This is a genomic window from Streptomyces sp. NPDC050504 (assembly GCF_044458065.1).
In the GTDB taxonomy this organism is placed as follows: domain Bacteria; phylum Actinomycetota; class Actinomycetes; order Streptomycetales; family Streptomycetaceae; genus Streptomyces.
In genome coordinates this window covers 421994-438444 of record NZ_JBITHO010000004.1, presented here as the reverse complement: position 1 = coordinate 438444, position 16451 = coordinate 421994, and the positions used below count along the sequence as shown (strand labels likewise).

General features: G+C 72.5%; 15 protein-coding genes. 9 read left to right on the top strand and 6 right to left on the bottom strand.

What is annotated here, in order from left to right; all coding sequences use genetic code 11:
- Positions 1 to 170 precede the first annotated feature (170 nt).
- From ACIBNE_RS17210 to ACIBNE_RS17200, 3 genes are read right to left on the bottom strand one after another with little or no spacing between them, the layout of a single operon-like run.
- Positions 171 to 944 carry an amino acid ABC transporter ATP-binding protein gene (locus ACIBNE_RS17210; protein ID WP_399272246.1) on the bottom strand — a complete coding sequence of 258 codons (774 nt, stop codon included), beginning with the start codon at positions 942 to 944 and terminating at the stop codon, positions 171 to 173.
- The gene (locus ACIBNE_RS17205) at positions 941 to 1882 is read right to left on the bottom strand and encodes an amino acid ABC transporter permease (RefSeq protein ID WP_399272244.1); all 942 of its coding nucleotides are present in this window, start codon (positions 1880 to 1882) and stop codon (positions 941 to 943) included. The genes ACIBNE_RS17210 and ACIBNE_RS17205 overlap by 4 nt, the downstream gene beginning before the upstream one ends.
- Positions 1883 to 1931: 49 nt before the next feature.
- Positions 1932 to 2894: an ABC transporter substrate-binding protein gene (locus tag ACIBNE_RS17200; protein WP_399272242.1), complete on the bottom strand. Its 963-nt coding sequence runs from the start codon at positions 2892 to 2894 to the stop codon at positions 1932 to 1934.
- A gap of 863 nt (positions 2895 to 3757) precedes the next feature.
- Here ACIBNE_RS17200 and ACIBNE_RS17195 point away from each other — a divergent pair.
- From ACIBNE_RS17195 to ACIBNE_RS17175, 5 genes are all read left to right on the top strand, one after another.
- Entirely contained in the window at positions 3758 to 4978 is a 1221-nt protein-coding gene (locus ACIBNE_RS17195; protein ID WP_399272241.1) for an NADP-dependent malic enzyme, read from the top strand.
- Positions 4979 to 5190: 212 nt separating this feature from the next.
- Positions 5191 to 6156 carry a zinc-binding dehydrogenase gene (locus ACIBNE_RS17190; RefSeq protein ID WP_399272240.1) on the top strand — a complete coding sequence of 322 codons (966 nt, stop codon included), beginning with the start codon at positions 5191 to 5193 and terminating at the stop codon, positions 6154 to 6156.
- A 70-nt stretch (positions 6157 to 6226) separates the two neighbouring features.
- Entirely contained in the window at positions 6227 to 7600 is a 1374-nt protein-coding gene (locus ACIBNE_RS17185) for a cellulase family glycosylhydrolase (RefSeq protein ID WP_399272238.1), read from the top strand.
- Positions 7601 to 7657: 57 nt separating this feature from the next.
- On the top strand, positions 7658 to 7867 hold the full coding sequence (locus ACIBNE_RS17180) for a helix-turn-helix domain-containing protein (protein ID WP_399272236.1): 210 nt from the start codon (positions 7658 to 7660) through the stop codon (positions 7865 to 7867).
- Entirely contained in the window at positions 7867 to 8484 is a 618-nt protein-coding gene (locus tag ACIBNE_RS17175; RefSeq protein WP_399272234.1) for a Clp protease N-terminal domain-containing protein, read from the top strand. Before ACIBNE_RS17180 ends, ACIBNE_RS17175 begins: the two co-directional genes overlap by 1 nt.
- Positions 8485 to 8820: 336 nt before the next feature.
- Here ACIBNE_RS17175 and ACIBNE_RS17170 read toward each other — a convergent pair whose 3' ends face one another.
- Both ACIBNE_RS17170 and ACIBNE_RS17165 read right to left on the bottom strand, forming a co-directional pair.
- A complete protein-coding gene (locus ACIBNE_RS17170) occupies positions 8821 to 9867 on the bottom strand; it encodes a helix-turn-helix transcriptional regulator (RefSeq protein ID WP_399272232.1) in 1047 nt (348 codons plus the stop codon).
- A gap of 1 nt (position 9868) precedes the next feature.
- Entirely contained in the window at positions 9869 to 10801 is a 933-nt protein-coding gene (locus ACIBNE_RS17165) for a DUF4097 family beta strand repeat-containing protein (protein ID WP_399272230.1), read from the bottom strand.
- Positions 10802 to 10931: 130 nt separating this feature from the next.
- On the opposite strand from ACIBNE_RS17165, the gene ACIBNE_RS17160 reads away from it, so the two are divergent.
- On the top strand, positions 10932 to 12068 hold the full coding sequence (locus ACIBNE_RS17160; RefSeq protein WP_399272228.1) for a hypothetical protein: 1137 nt from the start codon (positions 10932 to 10934) through the stop codon (positions 12066 to 12068).
- A gap of 117 nt (positions 12069 to 12185) precedes the next feature.
- Here ACIBNE_RS17160 and ACIBNE_RS17155 read toward each other — a convergent pair whose 3' ends face one another.
- The gene (locus ACIBNE_RS17155) at positions 12186 to 12371 is read right to left on the bottom strand and encodes a DUF6104 family protein (protein ID WP_037674049.1); all 186 of its coding nucleotides are present in this window, start codon (positions 12369 to 12371) and stop codon (positions 12186 to 12188) included.
- 254 nt (positions 12372 to 12625) lie between these two features.
- Between ACIBNE_RS17155 and ACIBNE_RS17150 the strand changes: the two genes are divergently transcribed.
- The 3 genes from ACIBNE_RS17150 to ACIBNE_RS17140 are packed head-to-tail and all read left to right on the top strand — an operon-like array spanning position 12626 to position 16447.
- Positions 12626 to 13108 (top strand): CU044_2847 family protein, encoded by a 483-nt coding sequence (locus tag ACIBNE_RS17150; protein ID WP_399272226.1) that lies wholly within the window; start codon positions 12626 to 12628, stop codon positions 13106 to 13108.
- On the top strand, positions 13108 to 15378 hold the full coding sequence (locus ACIBNE_RS17145; protein ID WP_399272224.1) for a trypsin-like peptidase domain-containing protein: 2271 nt from the start codon (positions 13108 to 13110) through the stop codon (positions 15376 to 15378). The genes ACIBNE_RS17150 and ACIBNE_RS17145 overlap by 1 nt, the downstream gene beginning before the upstream one ends.
- Before the next feature lie 52 nt (positions 15379 to 15430).
- Positions 15431 to 16447 (top strand): AAA family ATPase, encoded by a 1017-nt coding sequence (locus ACIBNE_RS17140; RefSeq protein ID WP_399272222.1) that lies wholly within the window; start codon positions 15431 to 15433, stop codon positions 16445 to 16447.
- The last annotated feature ends 4 nt before the right edge of the window (positions 16448 to 16451 follow it).

Here is a 16451-nt window from a genome sequence, read left to right as displayed (position 1 = left end):
GTACGGGGGGGGGGGGGGGGGGCGGGGGGGGGGGGGGGGGGGGGGGGGGGGGGGGGGGGCGGGCGGGGGGGGGGGGGGGGGGGGGCCCCCCCCCCCCCCCCCCCCACTCGGGAGGCTTCCGCTCGTTGGGGAAGCCTTGCCCCGCCGGTCCGTTCGGAGCTGCCTGCCCGTCAGAGGACCTTCGACAGGAAGGACTTCGTCCGGTCGTGCTGCGGGTTCGTCAGGACGTCGCGCGGGGTGCCCGATTCGACGACCACGCCGCCGTCCATGAAGACGAGCGAGTCGCCGACCTCGCGGGCGAAGCCCATCTCGTGCGTGACGACGATCATCGTCATGCCGTCCTCGGCCAGGCCGCGCATCACGTCCAGCACGTCACCGACCAGCTCGGGGTCGAGCGCCGACGTGGGCTCGTCGAAGAGCATCAGCTTGGGCTCCATCGCGAGCGCCCGCGCGATGGCGACGCGCTGCTGCTGGCCGCCGGAGAGCTGGGACGGGTAGTTCTTGGCCTTGTCGCCGAGACCGACCCGGTCCAGCAGCGTCTCGGCGCGGGCCCGTGCCACCGCCTTGGTCTCGCCGCGCACCTGGATCGGCGCCTCCATGACGTTCTCGATGGCCGTCATGTGCGGGAAGAGGTTGAAGCGCTGGAAGACCATGCCGATGTCCCGGCGCTTCAGGGCGACTTCGCTGTCCTTGAGCTCGTAGAGCTTGTCGCCCTTCTGGCGGTAGCCGACCAGCTCGCCGTCGACCGAGAGGCGGCCGGCGCTGACCTTCTCCAGGTGGTTGATGCACCGCAGGAAGGTCGACTTGCCGGAGCCGGAGGGACCGATGAGGCAGAACACCTCGCGCGGCGCGACCTCCAGGTCGATGCCCTTGAGGACCTCGACGTTGCCGTAGGACTTGTGGACGTCCTCGGCCTTCACCATGGGAGTGGTGCCCTTGCTCATGCCGAGACTCCCTTCGGGCGGCCGACGGAGGTCAGGTTGGCCTTGAGCCGCTGGAACGGGGTCGGCGGCAGGCTGCGGGACGAGCCGCGCGCGTAGTACCGCTCCAGGTAGAACTGACCGATCGAGAAGACCGTGGTCAGGATCAGGTACCAGGCGGCGGCCAGGAAGAGCATCTCCACCGGGGAGCCGGACGTCTGGCCGATGTCCTGGGCCTGCTTGAGGAGTTCGTAGAACTGCACGGCCGAGACGAGCGAGGTCGTCTTCAGCATGTTGATGACCTCGTTGCCCGTCGGCGGCACGATCACGCGCATCGCCTGCGGGATCACGATCCGGCGCAGCGTCTTGTTGTGGCTCATGCCCAGCGCGTGCGCGGCCTCCGTCTGGCCCTCGTCGACCGAGAGCAGACCGGCGCGGCAGATCTCCGCCATGTACGCGGCCTCGTTGAGGCCGAGTCCGAGCAGCGCGGTGAGCAGGGGCGTCATGAAGGACGACCAGTAGTCCTTGTAGATCGGCCCGAGGTTGATGTACTCGAAGACCAGGCCCAGGTTGAACCAGACCATGAGCTGTACGAGGACGGGGGTGCCGCGGAAGAACCAGATGTACGACCACGCGATCGACGAGGTCACCGGGTTCTTGGAGAGCCGCATGACGGCCAGGACGATGCCGCCGACGATGCCGATCGCCATGGAGAGCGCGGTCAGCAGCAGCGTCTTGCCGACGCCGTCCAGGATGCGGTCGTCGAAGAAGTAGTCGGGGACCGCACCCCAGTTGATCTTGCCTTGGCTGAAGGCGTAGATGATCGTGACCAGCAGCGCCAGGGCGACGACGGCCGAGATGTAACGCCCGTAGTGGCGTACGGGGATGGCCTTGATGGCCATGGGCGCGGTGCCGGGGCGCGGGGCGTCCGCCGGCCCGTCCTTCTTGTCTATGTCAACCATTGCGGGAGGTGCCTTTCCGATTCCGAGTCTCTGTTGGAGCCCGTCCGGATCAGGAGCCGCCGTTGACCTTGGCCTCGGTGAGGGCGCCCGCCTCGGAGCCCCACTTGGTGAGCACCTTCTTGTACTCGCCGCTCTTGATGATCGCGTCGAACGCGGCCTTCACGGCGTCGCGCAGCTCGGTGTTCTCCTTGGAGAAGGCCATGCCGTACGGGGCGGCCTCGACCGTCTGGCCGACGATCTGGAAGTCGTTGCCGCCGCCGGAGGTCTTTACGGCGTACGCGGCGACGGGGGAGTCGGAGGAACCGGCGTCGGCGCCGCCCGCGCGCAGTCGGGTCTGGGCGTCCTGGTCGGTCGCGAAGTCCTGGATCGCGATCTTGCCCTTGCCCGCGGCCTCGCACTTCTTGGACTCGGCCTTGGCCAGGTCCTGGGAGACGGTCGCGGTCTGCACGACGAGCTTCTTGCCGCAGAGGTCCGACCAGCCCTTGATGCCCTTGTCGTCGCCCTTCTTGGTGTAGATCTCCACACCGGCGGTGAAGTAGTCGACGAAGTCGACGCCCTCGCCGACCTTCTTCTTGGTCTCGGAGTCGACGCCGTTCTGACGGTCCTTGGTGTCGGTCATCGCCGACATCGCGACGTCGTAGCGCTTCGAGCGGATGCCCGCGATCAGATCGGCGAACTTGCCGTTCTCGAACTGGAACTCCACGCCGAGCTCCTTGCCCAGCGCCGCCGCCAGGTCCGGGTCGATACCGGTCGTCTTGCCGTCCTTGTCCTTGAACTCGACGGGTGCGTAGGCGATGTCGGAACCGACCTTGATGACGCCCTTGTCCTGGATCGACTTCGGCAGCTTGTCGTAGAGCGGGGCGGACGAGTCGCCCTTGCCGCCGCCCTTCTTGTCGTCGCCGGTCTGGTCGCCACAGGCGGTGAGCAGCAGCGCGCCGGCCACCGCTATCGCGCCGACCGCGGCGATACGGGACTTGGCTGCGGCCGTGCGACGGATGGTGCTTGCGGACATGATCGAGTCCTCCGGCGTGTGAGGGAAATGCCAGGTGAGGCCAGGGAGCACACAGCTTCGGGTGCCGTGACCTCGTGCGATTACGGCATCTTGCCATTCGGACCGGTGAATTCAGTGGGGCTGTCATGTCAAAATCGGATAACGGGCCACCGGGGAACCTCAACAGGCATACGCGGCAAGGCGGGACCATCTGCGGAGGTGTCCGTTTCGTACCGAAGGATCTGCGGCCCGTCTCGCTTTTTGGACGCGTTTTCTGCCGCCCGCAGGACTTGTCCAGATATTCACGTATGAGTCATGTCACCGGACGGCCGACGGTCGCGTGACTCGGGCGGCGACGGTCCGTTGTGGTGGTGTCGACGGTGCGCCGCGGTGCCTTCCGGTGCCGTCCGGCAGGTCGTCGATCGCCTCGCTCCGGTGGGAGTCGTCGCTGGTGGACACGGTTCACCAAGAGGTGCGCCGGGGGCGTGCCGGGAGGTCGTCGGGGCGCACCGCCGAGCCCGCGCCGGTCCGTCGGAGCGGACCGTTCCGCCGCCCGTCCGCACGCCCCTCCCGGTGACCGGCTGGTCACGGACCGTTCGCCGCTTCCGGCGCGCTCCGCTGGTCTGTGCTGATCCGCCCCGTCCGTCCCCGAGAGGGGTAACCAAAGCCACTCGCCGGTGCTTGTGATCTTCGGGTAGAAAGGGTGGTTACACCCCTCATCCGGGGCTCAGGGCGCGTGTGCGGCGCGCCCGCGCGTTCGTACCTCCTCCTCGCCGGGACGGGCCAACCGTCCAGCGCGGGGAACGGGCGCGGTGCCCGCCCACCCCTCCTTAACCAGGAGTGGCCACCCTCAACTGATGAAGAGACTTAAGGGGTCAACGACAATGGCAGCGGAGATCGTCAATCCTCGCAGCGACAGCGGTACGGAGGGTGGGGCCGACGAGGCCGGCGCCCCCTTCGACCCGGCCTTCGCGCTGCACCGCGGCGGCAAGATGGCCGTGCAGGCCACGGTGCCGATCCGTGACAAGGACGACCTGTCCCTCGCGTACACACCCGGTGTCGCCAAGGTGTGCAGCGCTATCGCAGAGCAGCCGGAGCTGGTCCACGACTACACCTGGAAGTCCCAGGTCGTCGCGGTCGTGACCGACGGCACCGCGGTGCTCGGACTCGGCGACATCGGCCCGGAGGCGTCGCTTCCGGTCATGGAGGGGAAGGCGATCCTCTTCAAGCAGTTCGGCGGCGTGGACGCGGTGCCGATCGCGCTCGCCACCACCGACACCGACGAGATCATCGAGACCGTCGTCCGGCTCGCCCCGTCCTTCGGCGGCGTGAACCTGGAGGACATCTCCGCCCCGCGCTGCTTCGAGATCGAGCGCAGACTCCAGGAGCGCCTCGACATCCCGGTCTTCCACGACGACCAGCACGGCACCGCCGTGGTCACCCTGGCCGCCCTGCGCAACGCCGCGAAGCTCACCGACCGGACGCTGGGCGACCTGCGCGCCGTCATCTCCGGCGCGGGCGCGGCGGGCGTGGCGATCGCCAAGTTCCTGCTGGAGGCCGGCATCGGCGACGTCGCCGTCGCGGACCGCAAGGGCATCGTCAGCACGGACCGCGAGGACCTCACCGACGTCAAGCGCGAGCTGGCGGAGCTGACCAACAAGGCGGGCCTCAGCGGCTCGCTGGAATCGGCCCTCGCGGGCGCGGACGTCTTCATCGGCGTCTCCGGCGGTACGGTCCCGGAGGCCGCGGTCGCCTCGATGGCGCCCAACGCCTTCGTGTTCGCCATGGCCAACCCGAACCCCGAGGTGCACCCCGACGTCGCGCACAAGTACGCGGCGGTCGTGGCCACGGGCCGCTCGGACTTCCCGAACCAGATCAACAACGTGCTGGCGTTCCCCGGGATCTTCGCGGGTGCCCTTCAGGTGCGGGCCTCCCGCATCACCGAGGGCATGAAGATCGCGGCGGCGGACGCGCTGGCGAACGTGGTGGGCGACCAGCTCGCCGCGGAGTACGTGATTCCCTCGCCGTTCGACGAGCGGGTCGCGCCCGCCGTTACGGCGGCGGTGGCTGCGGCGGCCCGTGCGGAGGGTGTGGCGCGGCGGTAGCCGTGGTGCGGGGTGGGTGCGGGTTCCGCTGCGCGGGGCCCCTTCCCGCCCCGCCCCCTTTCGGCGGAGCCGCGCACCGGACGCGGGCCCGCGCGCACCGGACGCGGGCCCGCGCGCATCGGATGCGGGCCCGCGCACCGGGGCGCATCGCGGTGCGGGTCACACTCCGGGGCTGTTCCCCGGGCGGGGCGTGCCGACCTATCGTCGGCTGCATGTTTGCTGCCTATGCCGCGCGCATCGACAAGGACCGGCCCCTCGACGGCCTCGAACTGGGCGAGCGCCCGGCTCCCGGGGCGCGGGACGGATGGACGACCGTCACCGTGAAGGCCGCCTCGCTCAACCACCACGACCTCTGGTCGCTGCGCGGCATCGGGCTGCCCGAGGAGCGGCTTCCGATGATCCTCGGCTGTGACGCCGCGGGCATCGACGAGGACGGCAACGAGGTCGTCCTGCACTCCGTGATCGGCCAGACCGGGCACGGCGTGGGCCCCGCCGAGGGCCGCTCGATCCTCACGGAGAAGTACCAGGGCACGTTCGCCGAGCGGGTCACCGTGCCGTCCTGGAACGTCCTGCCCAAGCCCCAGCGGCTGAGCTTCGAGGAAGCGGCCTGCCTGCCGACCGCGTGGCTCACCGCGTACCGCATGCTCTTCACCAACGCGGGCGTGCGCCCCGGCGACTCCGTCCTCGTCCAGGGCGCGGGCGGCGGCGTCGCGACCGCCGCGATCGTCCTCGGCAGGGCCGCGGGCCTGCGGGTCTTCGCCACCAGCCGGGACGAGGCCAAGCGCAAGCGCGCGGTGGAGCTGGGCGCGCTGGAGGCGTACGAGCCCGGCGCGCGGCTCCCCGAGCGGGTGGACGCGGTCATCGAGACGGTCGGAGCCGCGACCTGGTCGCACTCGGTCAAGTCGCTGCGCCCCGGCGGCACCCTGGTGATCTCCGGCGCCACCAGCGGCGACCGCCCCGCGCACGCCGAGCTGACCCGGATCTTCTTCCTCGAACTGAAGGTCGTCGGCTCGACGATGGGCTCCAAGGACGAGCTGGCCGACCTGCTGGCGTTCTGCTCGACGACCGGTGTGCGGCCGGTGATCGACGAGGTGCTGCCGCTGGACCGGGCGCGCGAGGGCTTCGAGAAGATGGCGGGCGGCGATCTGTTCGGGAAGATCGTACTGACCATGTCCTGACGGCGTCTTGATGTAGTGCGGGCGCGCTGGTCTGATCTCCGGCACACGTCGACGTGCCGGAGGTCTGCTCATGCGTACGGTCCGCTTGCTGGTCGCTGCCGGGTGTTCCGCGCTGCTGGCGGGGGGCCTCGCGGCTCCTCCCGCCGAGGCGGGGCGGCGGAGCGCGCCGGAGATACCCCGTCTCACCGACGAGCGCGGGCGCCTTCTCACCCTGCGCGGCTGGAACGTCGAGGACAAGGCCAACCGCGGTGGGAAGGCGCTGAGTGCCATCACCGAGAAGCACTTCGCCGACCTGCGGGCCAACGGCTTCAACTTCGCGCGCCTGCTGGTGTTCTGGGACGACCTGGAGCCGAAGAGGGGCCGCTACAGCGCCGGTTACCTGCGCAAGATCGAGCGCGTCCTGGACTGGGCGCACAAGTACCGCGTACGGGTCGTCATCGACGCCCACCAGGACGTCTTCGGCCCCGCCTTCGGCCACCGGGGCATTCCGGAGTGGGCGACGCGGACGGACGGGCTGCCGTTCACCCCGAACCCGGACGACTGGTTCTCGGAGTACTTCGAGCCCGCCGTGCAGCGCGCCTTCACCCATCTGTACGAGGACCCCGACCTGCGGCAGGCCCAGGCCCGGATGTGGCGGGTGCTCGCCGGCCGCTTCGACGACCACCCCGCGGTCATCGGCTACGACCTGATCAACGAGCCGATGGGCGAGCTGCGGGAGGGCGAGGACCTGCCGACGGCCGCGCGGCGCATCGAGCGCGAGCAGATCACCCCGATGTACAACCGCCTCGCCGAGGCGGTGCGTTCGGTGGACCGGGACGACTGGCTGTTCGTGGAGCCGACGCCGATCGTGGGCGAGGGCGTGCCGACCGGGCTCGGCAAGGTGAAGGACCGGGCGTCGAAGGTGGTGTACGCCCCGCACTTCTACAACACCGCGATGGAGGCGGGCGCGGACTACGACCCGGCGGCGGGCTGGATCGAGTCGTACGAGGCTGCGGTCACCGCCTATCCGAAGGAGCACAAGGTCCCCGTGGTGGTGGGGGAGTGGGGGCCGCTGAACAACTCCCTGCCGAACATGGGCCGTTTCTACCGGGACGCGCTGGCGTCGCTGGGGCGGTACTCCTCGGGGTGGGCGGGTTACGTGTGGTGCTACGGGGGCGGGTACTGCGCCGTGGACGAGGCGGGCCGCTTCCGTACGAACAAGGAGCAGACGGCCGCGCCCTACGCGGAGGCGGTCGCGGGCCGGGTGCTCTCGGAGTCGTACGACGCGCGGGAGCGCACGTACCGGCTGTCGTACGTCGCCGGGCGGGGCGGCGCCACGGAGGTGTCCGTGCCCTCGCGCGACGGGCGCTGGAAGGTGCGGGTGACCGGGCGGGCCCGGGAGTCCGGCGGGCGGGTGTACGCGTGGCCGGGGGCGCGGGTCGGGGTGACGGTGACGCCCGGGTAGCGGCCGCCGTGTCAATCAGGGTTGACACTCGACGGGTGTCAACTTAGATTGACATGTATGAGCGAAGCGACCGAACTCGCCGCACGCGCGGGCGATCGCGACCCGAGAGTGGGGTTGCGTGCCGTGTCCGCGCTGCGGCGGCTGCTGGAGCAGCTGGAAGCCGTACAGGTCAGGAGCGCCCGCGCGCAGGGCTGGTCGTGGCAGGAGATCGCCGCGGAGCTGGGTGTGAGCAGGCAGGCCGTCCACAAGAAGCACGGGAGGCATTGATGTTCGAACGGTTCACGGAAGGTGCGCGGGCCGTGGTGAAGGGTTCCGTGCAGCACGCCGAACGGATGCGGGCGGACTCCGTCACCACGGAGCACCTGCTCCTCGCCCTGCTGGACCAGGAGGGGACGCGCGGTGCGTTCGTCCTGTCCGCGCTCGGGGTGCCGGAGGTGCGGGAGTCGGTGGAGCGGGGCCTTGAGGACGCGCGGCGGCGCGGCGGCCTCTCGAAGGCCGACACGGACGCGCTGGCCGGACTCGGCATCGACGTCGCGGAGATCGTGGCGCGGGTGGAGGACGAGCACGGGGTGGGCGCGCTGGAGGGCGGCGGGGGGCCGGGGGCGGCCGGGCCGGAGGGGGCCGACCGGGCCGACCGGGCCGGCCGGTCGGTCTGGTCGGGATGGTCGGGCTGGCCGCTGCGGCACCGGACGTTCAGCCGGGAGGCGAAGGACGTACTGGAGAAGTCCCTGCGGATCGTGGAGGGGCGGAAGGAGCGGGCGATCGGGGACGAGCACATGCTGCTGGCGCTCACGGCCCGGCCGGGGGCGGTGGCGGACGTGCTGGCGGAGCACGGGGTGACGTACGGGGCGGTGGAGCGGGCGGCGTTCGGGGCGGCGGCGTAGGGCGCGCCCTGGGGGGCGTGCGCTCTGAGGTCGGGCGGCTCTGAGGCCGGGCGGCCCTGAGATCGGGCGGCCCTGAGATCGGGCGGCTCTGAGGTCGGGGGCCCTTCCGGGGGTGGGTGCGTGCTCCTGGGGGGCGGGTGCCTGGGGGTGGGCGCCCCGGGGCGGGTGGATGCGTTGCGCGTGTGCCTCACTTTCGCGCAGTTCCCCGCCCCCCCGAAGGGGCGCCCTGTGCGGGGCGAGTCCGTTCAGTACGGGCGTTGCCCTCGCGGGGGCGGTGTCCTCCGGTCCGCCCCGGCCCCTGGGGCAATCACCCCCGTGACCGGGTCGCCCCGTCCCTCAGCCGCGCAGCAGTCGGGTGATGCTGCTCGCCGCCTTCGCCAAGTGCTCCCGCGCCTCGGTCAGTTGTGCCTCGTCCACTCCGTTGTCCCGCGCCGCGTCGCGCACCTCGTCGCGGAAGCGGTCCAGCAGGCGGTCCAGATCGCGTGCGGGGTCGCCCGTGCGCACGGTCTCCTCCGCCCACTCCGACTGCCGCTCCGTCTGCCGCGGGGCGTCCGTGGCCCCGGCCGAATCGCCGGGCCCCGGGCCGGGCCCAGCGCCGGGCCCCGGGCGGGGATCCGTGCGCGGCGGCCACCCCCCGCTCGCGCCGCGGGCGAACTCGCCGAGCTGGCCGGTGAGTTCGGAAAGGCCCTCCCGTACCCCCGTGGGCCAGTCGCCCCGCGCGAAATGGCCCTGCATCTGCGTCTGCACCTGTTGCGCCATCCGCTGCACCTGCTCCGCGGCCCGCTCGTGGGCCTCCTTGGCCTGGCGCCTGGCCTCCTTCGCGTCCTCGCGGGCCCGGCGCGACTCGTCCTTCGCGCGCCGCGTCTGGTCCTTGAACTCCTGCTTCGCCCGGCGGAACTCCTCCTTGGCGGTCCGCCACGCCTCCTTGTCGCCGAACACCGACTCCCAGTCGCCGGACGCCGTGCCGCCGGGCTTCGCGCCGCCGCCCGGCGTGCGCCGCGACTCCGACGCGGCCCTGCGCATCTCGCTGCGCAGCTGTCCCGCCGCTCCGCGCACGTCGTCGCGGATCTCGGCGGCCAGTTCGGAGACCGACTCGCGGATCTCCAGCTCCAGGTCGGCCAGTTCGGCGCTGCGGCCGGCGAGTTCGGCGCGGCCCGCCTCGGTGATCGAGTAGACCTTGCGGCCGCCCTCGGTGGCGTGCGTGACGAGGCCCTCGGCCTCCAGCTTGGCGAGGCGGGGGTAGACGGTGCCCGCCGAGGGCGCGTACAGGCCCTGGAAACGCTCCTCCAGGAGCCTGATCACTTCGTAGCCGTGGCGCGGGGCCTCGTCGAGGAGCTTGAGGAGGTAGAGGCGGAGGCGGCCGTGAGCGAAGACCGGAGGCATGTCAGAGCACCTTCTTGTCGTCGTTGGAGCCGCCGGGGGCGGCGGGGTCGGAGGGGGTGGAGGGGGTGGAGGGGGCAGCGGAGCGGGTGTCGGGCCCGTCCTCGCGGGGCGGGTCCTCGTCCTCCGACGGCGGGCGCCGCAGGAGGGCGATCGCCCCGGAGACGCTGGTCGCGCGGAGCTTGCCGGTGCCCGCGCCGAGCGTGCCGCTGATCTTCTTCGCGCCCCACTGACCGCTGACCCGCAGGTCGTCGAAGGCCGTGGAGACCGCGCCGCTGGTGGTGCTGGCCTCGACCTGCGCGTCGGTCGGGCTCGGCAGCCGGATCGCGATCTCGCCCGAGACGGTGACGAGTTTGATGTCCGCGGGGCGGGCGTCGGTCGGCTGGATGTCGAGCACCATGTCGCCGGTGACCGACTCGGCCCGTACGGAAGTGCCGGAGCCGTCGATGACGGTCAGGTCGCCGGAGACGGAGTTGAAGCGCAGGTCGCCGGTGACGGTCTGGGCCTCCAGGTTCCCGGAGACGGTCTCCGCGCGGACCGTGCCGGAGAGGCCGACGAGGGTGGTGTCGCCGGTGACGCCCCTGACGTCCGTACGCCCCCGGATGCCGGAGACGACCGCGCCCGCGCCGACCACGCCGACCTCGACGGTCGAGCCGGTGGGCACGGCGAGCGAGACGACGGCCTCGCGGTCCCAGCCCTTGCGGTCCAGCCACTTGAGGAAGCCGTGCCAGGGCAGGTCCTCGTAGGCGACGGTGAGGGTCGAGCCCTCCTGGGTGACGATCAGCGGCGGTCCGTCGAGGCGCGAGACCTCAAGACGGGCGGAACCTTCGTCCGTGCCGACGACGTTGACCGTTCCGTTGACGATGCGCACGTTGAGCGCCGTCACGGGGTCGTCGAAGGTGAGCTTCTTCGGCTCTGCGACGGACCATTCGGACATGGTGCGACCTCCCCGGTCGGACACGACGCAACATATCGCGTCTCTCGTAAGACACGATATATCGCGGATTTTGGAAGTCAAGCGGATGCGGGGCAGCTCGCGGCGGGGAGAAATGTCCTAGCTTGATGGTATGGATGCGGATGTGCTGCGGGGCGTGGACGGGGGAGAGGGCGCGGGTGCGCTGCTGCTGTGCAGGGCGGAGCCCGCGGCGGTGCGGGCGGCGGCCCAGCTGCTGAGGGAGCCCCTGCTGCTCTCCCCCGCGGGGAACGGCTGGAGCGTGCTGGTCCCCGAGGGGGAGCGGTGGCGGTCGGGCGAGGGCGCGGATCCGGGGCGGTCGGACGCGGGACCGGGGTCGGGACCAGAGGCGGGGCCGGGGCCGGTGGCGGATTCCGGCGCGGGCGCGGGCGTGGGTGCGGAGGCCGGGCAGGGCCCGGGTTCTGGCGCGGAGGGACCCGGATGGGCGCAGCTCGTGGAGCGAGTGGTGCTGGGGGACCGGGTCGAGCAGGTCGCGACCGGCTGGGCGACGGCCCTCGCGATCGGCGAGAGCTGGCCGGTCCTGGCGCTTTGGTGGGACAGGGACAGGGCCGGTTACGCGCTGGCCTCGGGATTCCGCCGAACGGTCGGTTACGTGTGGCTGGCGGACGGCACGCCGGTGGGCGAGGACGAGGCGATGCGGACGTTCGGGGAGCGGCTGGGGCTGGATCCGGTGCTGGACTTCCAGGCACTGGAGGGGCTCACGAGGGCGAGCGCGAGCGCGGCGGCGCAGGGTGGAGACGGGTCGGGGCCGGGTCCGGGGCCTGGCGCGGGTTCGGGGCCAGGGACGGGGCTGGGCGCGGGCGCGGAGGACGGGCGCGGGGGCGCGGGCGCGGGTGGTGACGTGCGGGACTCCGGGGTCGACCGGCTGCGGGAGCTGCTCGCGGTGCTCGTACGGGTCGGGCTGGTGCTGCCGACGGGACTCGTTCCGGGGGAGACGATCGACCGGCTGCGGTCGGTGGCGCGGGAGCGCGGCGCGGAGGAGGTGGAGTGGCCCGGGTGGCGCGATGCGGTACGGGCGGAGCTTGAGGCGGTGGAGGGCGGGCGGCTGGGCCCGTACGTACGGGGACCGAAGGCGCGGCTGCTCGGGGCGGCGCAGCTGGGTGCGGGGGTTCCGCTGGTCGTGTGGGGGCTGCGGAACAGGGGGCGGGGCGGGGGCGGCTGGGTCGTCGCGGGGACGGTGCTTCTGGTGAACGGGGGGTTGGGGCTGGCGTACGACAGGGTGCGGGGGTAGGGAACGGGGCGCCCTGGGGGCGGGAGCCCTCGTACCGCCCCCTCCTGAGCGCACCCGCCCCTCCCGAGCGCGCCGCCCCCCTCGGGGGCGTTCCGCCCCTCCCGGGCGTTCCGCGCCCTACTCCTCGTCGTCGTCCTCGTCGTCGAGGCGTGCCAGCCACGTGGCCAGCCGTTCGACCGGCACCTCGAAGTCCGGGTTCAGGTCGACGAACGTGCGCAGCTGCTCGGCGAGCCACTCGAAAGTGACCTCCTCCTCGCCGCGCCGCTTCTCCAGTTCCTCGATGCCGCGGTCGGTGAAGTACAAGGGGACGCTCCGGATCGTTCAGTGAGGTGAGACGTGTTCTCCTGCCAGGATAGGCAGGCCGGACCGTACGCCTGCCGCCTCCCCGCCCCCGGCCGCCCCGCCACCGCACCCTTCCGTCGCGTACCGGCCACCTGTCGGTCACCTACCGGCCGGTCCGGGACTGTTCCGGCCGACGCTGCGGGGTTAGCCTGATGGGCCATCAAGGCGCGTGTGGTGCAAGGGATTCGCGTGCACCGCGTGGTCGGGAGGTTGTCATGGGGGATCGCATACAGGCGGTGGAGCTTCCGGACGGCACCAAGGTCTGGGTACGGATGTCCGCGCTCGACTGGGAGACGGAGGGCGGCGCGGGAACCGGCACCTACGCGTCGGACTACGACGACGTCGGCGTCTGGGACTCCGTCACCGCCAAGATCGAAGGCATGCGCGAGACCATCGAGGGCGTCGCCCGTTCCGTCCGCGACGCCACCCGGCGCTCCGCGCCCGACGAGACGTCCGTGACCTTCGGTCTCGAAGTCGTCGCCAAACCCGGCAAGGCCATCGCGCTGCTCGCCGACGGCGAGGTCAAGACGAACATCTCCGTCACCCTCACCTGGCAGAACGGCGACCGTGCGGGCCGGGAGGACGGCGCCGACGCCGCGGACCCGGCCGCCCGCGCCGAATCCGCTCCCTCTTCGGCCCGCGCCCAACCCGCTCCCTCTTCGGTCGACGCCGAACCGGGCGGTCGGGCCGGTCTCTGATGGCCGGGCGCGACACCCTCTGGCAGCTCGCCAAGGACGCCACCGTCGGCATCCGTCCGGCGCCGGCCCCCGACCCCGCCCCGGGCCGGGCCGCCGCCCCCGCCCCGCTCTGGGGCAGCGGCTTCCTGGTCACCCCCGGCTGGGTCCTCACCTGTGCGCACGTCCTCGTCAGCCCCGACGGCCGCCCCCGCACCGCCCCCGACGCCCGCCCCGGCGAGCCCGACGTGGGCGTCGTCGTCGACGGCACCGTCCTGCCGGGGCGCTTCGCGTACTGCATGCCCCGCCGCGGCCTCGCCCTGCCCGGCACCGGCGGCGAGCCGGGCGGCCCTGAGCCCTTCGCGGACGCCGTCGAGGGCATCACCCCCGACCTCGCCCTGATCGCCCTCCTCGCCCCCGTCCCCCGCCCCAGCTGCGTCTGGCTCACCGACCGGCCGCCCGGGGAGTTCTCCGACGACGGCGGGGGCGGCATCATCGGCAGGCGGTACGACTCCACCCGGCCCGACGCCCCCTTCGTCGCCGAACAGATCAAGTGCGACTACGGCGGTCAGGTCGGCAGCCGCATCTCCCTCCGGCTCTCCGCCGACATGCGCCACGGCGTCTCCGGCGGGCCGCTCGTCGACCTGGAGCACGGCGAGGTCGTCGGCGTCGTCAAAGGGCGGCACCGCAACGGCCGCACGGGCGTCGCGGTCGCCGTCAGCGAACTGCGCCACCTCACCTCCGCCGCCCACCTGCCCGGCGCCCCCTCGCTCGGCGACGAGCCGTACCACGAGCTGACCAGGCTCCACGACGTCTGGCACGAGCAGCGGCAGCAGCCCGAGCTCGGCGACGGCGAGCCCACCTGGATCGACGGCCAGCGCGAGCTGCCGGGGCGCAAGAGCGGCTGGACCGAGATCGACCGGCTCATCGCCCTCGAAAAGCTCGGCCGCCTGCCGCCGCCCCGCTCCGCAGACGTGGTGCGCCGCGCGGTGAGCCAGGCCGTGCGCCGCACCCGCGAGCGCGAACTCCCCGTCCCCATCAGGACCTGGCGCGACGGCCACGGCGAGCTGCGCGGCTTCGGCTCGCCCGGCGACCTCGCGGTCCACCTCAGATACCTCTCGCTGGTCGCCCAGGAGGTGCACGGCTCCGCGGGCGGCTCCACCGGCGGCGGCCCCGACGCGGTCGCCGCCGCGCAGGACCTCCACGACTGGGCGATGAGCCGCGGCCACGGCCTCGACCCCGCCGAGCGGCCCCAGCTCGGCGAGATCAGGCTCGCGGCCACCCACTCCGTGCTCCTCCAGTTCGACCTGGCCGACCCCGACCCGTACCCGGAGGCGACCGACCCGTACAGCACGGGGTACGCCGATCCGTACGGCCCGTACGGAAGGGGGACCACCGATCCGTACGCCGATCCGTACGGCGGGGCGTACGGCGACCGGTACGGTGCCCCCGTTCCCGTCCAGCCCCTCTTCACCTGGTCCGTCCTCACCGGCGACGGCACGGGGAACTGGGAGCTCGCCGTCCAGGCCGCCGAAGGGCTGCCCTTCGAACAAGCCAGGAACCGGGCCCTGCACCGCCTCGGCGACATCCTGTTCGGCGCCGACTACGGCCGCGCGGCCGACGACCCCGTACGACTCGAAGTCGCCCTGCCCGGCGACTGGTTCGGCAGCGACCTGGACTGCTGGGAAGTGGCCGAACTGCCGGGCCCCGGACGCCGTCGCACCGAACCCCTGGGGAACGCCCGCCCCGTCGTGCTGCGCAGCGTCGAGCGCCGCATCCCGCTGCACACGCGGGACGCCGAGCGCCGCCGCCGCGAGGAGTGGCTGGGCCGCTGGCGGCGGCTGCTCGCCGCGCCCAGGCCCGAACCCCTGCGGCTCGCCGTGCCGCGCGCCCCCGCCAGGCCCGACGAGCTGCGCGCCGCGTCGGGCGGCGCCGTGCCCGTGCTGTGCAGGGAGGTCGCGGACGGCGCGGGGTACGAGGCGGCCCAGTCCGCCGTCGGGGTCGGCTACCCGGTCGCCCTCTGGCGCTCGGACGGGCACCAGGGGGCCGGCGAATGCCCGCCGGACTGCGCGGACTTCCACGACCGCGTCGCGCGACTGCTCGCCGCCGAGACCACCGTACGGACCCTGCCCGGCACGCTGTGGCGGCTGCGCATGGCCGCCGGGCGGGCCGGGGACCCCGCAGCCCAATGGGTGCGCGGCGTCGTGCTGTTCTACGACGACCCGGGCAACCCGCTGCCCGCCCCCGCGGGGCCCCTGGAACAGCCGGGGCCGAGAGACTGGAAAACACCGTGACGGGGAACGTCCCCCGGTACTGTCATGGGAGCCTGTCGGGGGAGGGATCGACATGAGCGAATGGCTGATCTACCGGGGCGCGGGAGCCCCGCACGACGGGATCAACCATCTGCCCCCTCCGCCGCCCTGGCGGGATTTCGACGGCACCCCCACCCTGCCGACGCCGCCCGGCGGCCTCGACGGTTCCTCGCTGCGCCGCCTCGGAGTCCGCCAGAACCAGGCCCAGTTGCACCGCCCGAGCACCCACGAGCGCGAACTGGTCAACGCCGCGCTCTACTTGCGCAGGCCCCTGCTGGTGACGGGCAACCCGGGCAGCGGCAAGAGCACGATCGCGCACTCCGTCGCGTACGAACTGGGGCTGGGCCGGGTCCTCAACTGGCCCGTGGTCAGCCGCTCCACGCTCAGGGACGGCCTCTACCAGTACGACGCGATCGGCAGGCTCCAGGACGCGCAGCTCGCCCGCACGGACCCCGGCGGCGACGGCACGCTCGCCGACATCGGCCGGTACATCAGGCTCGGCCCGCTCGGCACCGCCCTGCTCGCCTACGACAAGCCGCGCGTCCTGCTCGTCGACGAGCTGGACAAGAGCGACATCGACCTGCCCAACGACCTGCTGAACGTGCTGGAGGAGGGCGAGTTCACCATCCCCGAGCTGGAGCGGATCGCCGACCTCGTGCCGGTCGTCGAAGTGCTGACCGACGACGGCCAGAAGGTGCCCGTGCACGGTGGCCGGATCCGCTGCCGCGCCTTCCCCTTCATCGTCCTCACCAGCAACGGCGAGCGCGACTTCCCCGCCCCGCTGCGCAGGCGGTGCATCGCCCTCCAGATGGAGTTCCCCGACGTCGACCGCCTCGCCGGAATGGTCAGGGCGCACTTCGGGCAGGGCGCGGACGAGAAGCACCGCGACCTCATCAGGGCGTTCGCCGACCGCAACCACGGCGACGTGCTCGCCGTCGACCAGCTCCTCAACGCCATCCACCTCGTCCACGCCACCGGCTGGACGGAGAACGTCGAAGCCCGAGCCCGGATCATGGAGGACCTGCTGCGCCCGCTCGACCGGACCGGGTGACGAC

Coding starts and splice junctions, on each gene's coding strand:
- ACIBNE_RS17210 (WP_399272246.1), bottom strand. CDS start 944: ATGAGCAAGGGCACCACTCCCATGGTGAAGGCCGAGGACGTCCACAAG.
- ACIBNE_RS17205 (WP_399272244.1), bottom strand. CDS start 1,882: ATGGTTGACATAGACAAGAAGGACGGGCCGGCGGACGCCCCGCGCCCC.
- ACIBNE_RS17200 (WP_399272242.1), bottom strand. CDS start 2,894: ATGTCCGCAAGCACCATCCGTCGCACGGCCGCAGCCAAGTCCCGTATC.
- ACIBNE_RS17195 (WP_399272241.1), top strand. CDS start 3,758: ATGGCAGCGGAGATCGTCAATCCTCGCAGCGACAGCGGTACGGAGGGT.
- ACIBNE_RS17190 (WP_399272240.1), top strand. CDS start 5,191: ATGTTTGCTGCCTATGCCGCGCGCATCGACAAGGACCGGCCCCTCGAC.
- ACIBNE_RS17185 (WP_399272238.1), top strand. CDS start 6,227: ATGCGTACGGTCCGCTTGCTGGTCGCTGCCGGGTGTTCCGCGCTGCTG.
- ACIBNE_RS17180 (WP_399272236.1), top strand. CDS start 7,658: ATGAGCGAAGCGACCGAACTCGCCGCACGCGCGGGCGATCGCGACCCG.
- ACIBNE_RS17175 (WP_399272234.1), top strand. CDS start 7,867: ATGTTCGAACGGTTCACGGAAGGTGCGCGGGCCGTGGTGAAGGGTTCC.
- ACIBNE_RS17170 (WP_399272232.1), bottom strand. CDS start 9,867: ATGCCTCCGGTCTTCGCTCACGGCCGCCTCCGCCTCTACCTCCTCAAG.
- ACIBNE_RS17165 (WP_399272230.1), bottom strand. CDS start 10,801: ATGTCCGAATGGTCCGTCGCAGAGCCGAAGAAGCTCACCTTCGACGAC.
- ACIBNE_RS17160 (WP_399272228.1), top strand. CDS start 10,932: ATGGATGCGGATGTGCTGCGGGGCGTGGACGGGGGAGAGGGCGCGGGT.
- ACIBNE_RS17150 (WP_399272226.1), top strand. CDS start 12,626: ATGGGGGATCGCATACAGGCGGTGGAGCTTCCGGACGGCACCAAGGTC.
- ACIBNE_RS17145 (WP_399272224.1), top strand. CDS start 13,108: ATGGCCGGGCGCGACACCCTCTGGCAGCTCGCCAAGGACGCCACCGTC.
- ACIBNE_RS17140 (WP_399272222.1), top strand. CDS start 15,431: ATGAGCGAATGGCTGATCTACCGGGGCGCGGGAGCCCCGCACGACGGG.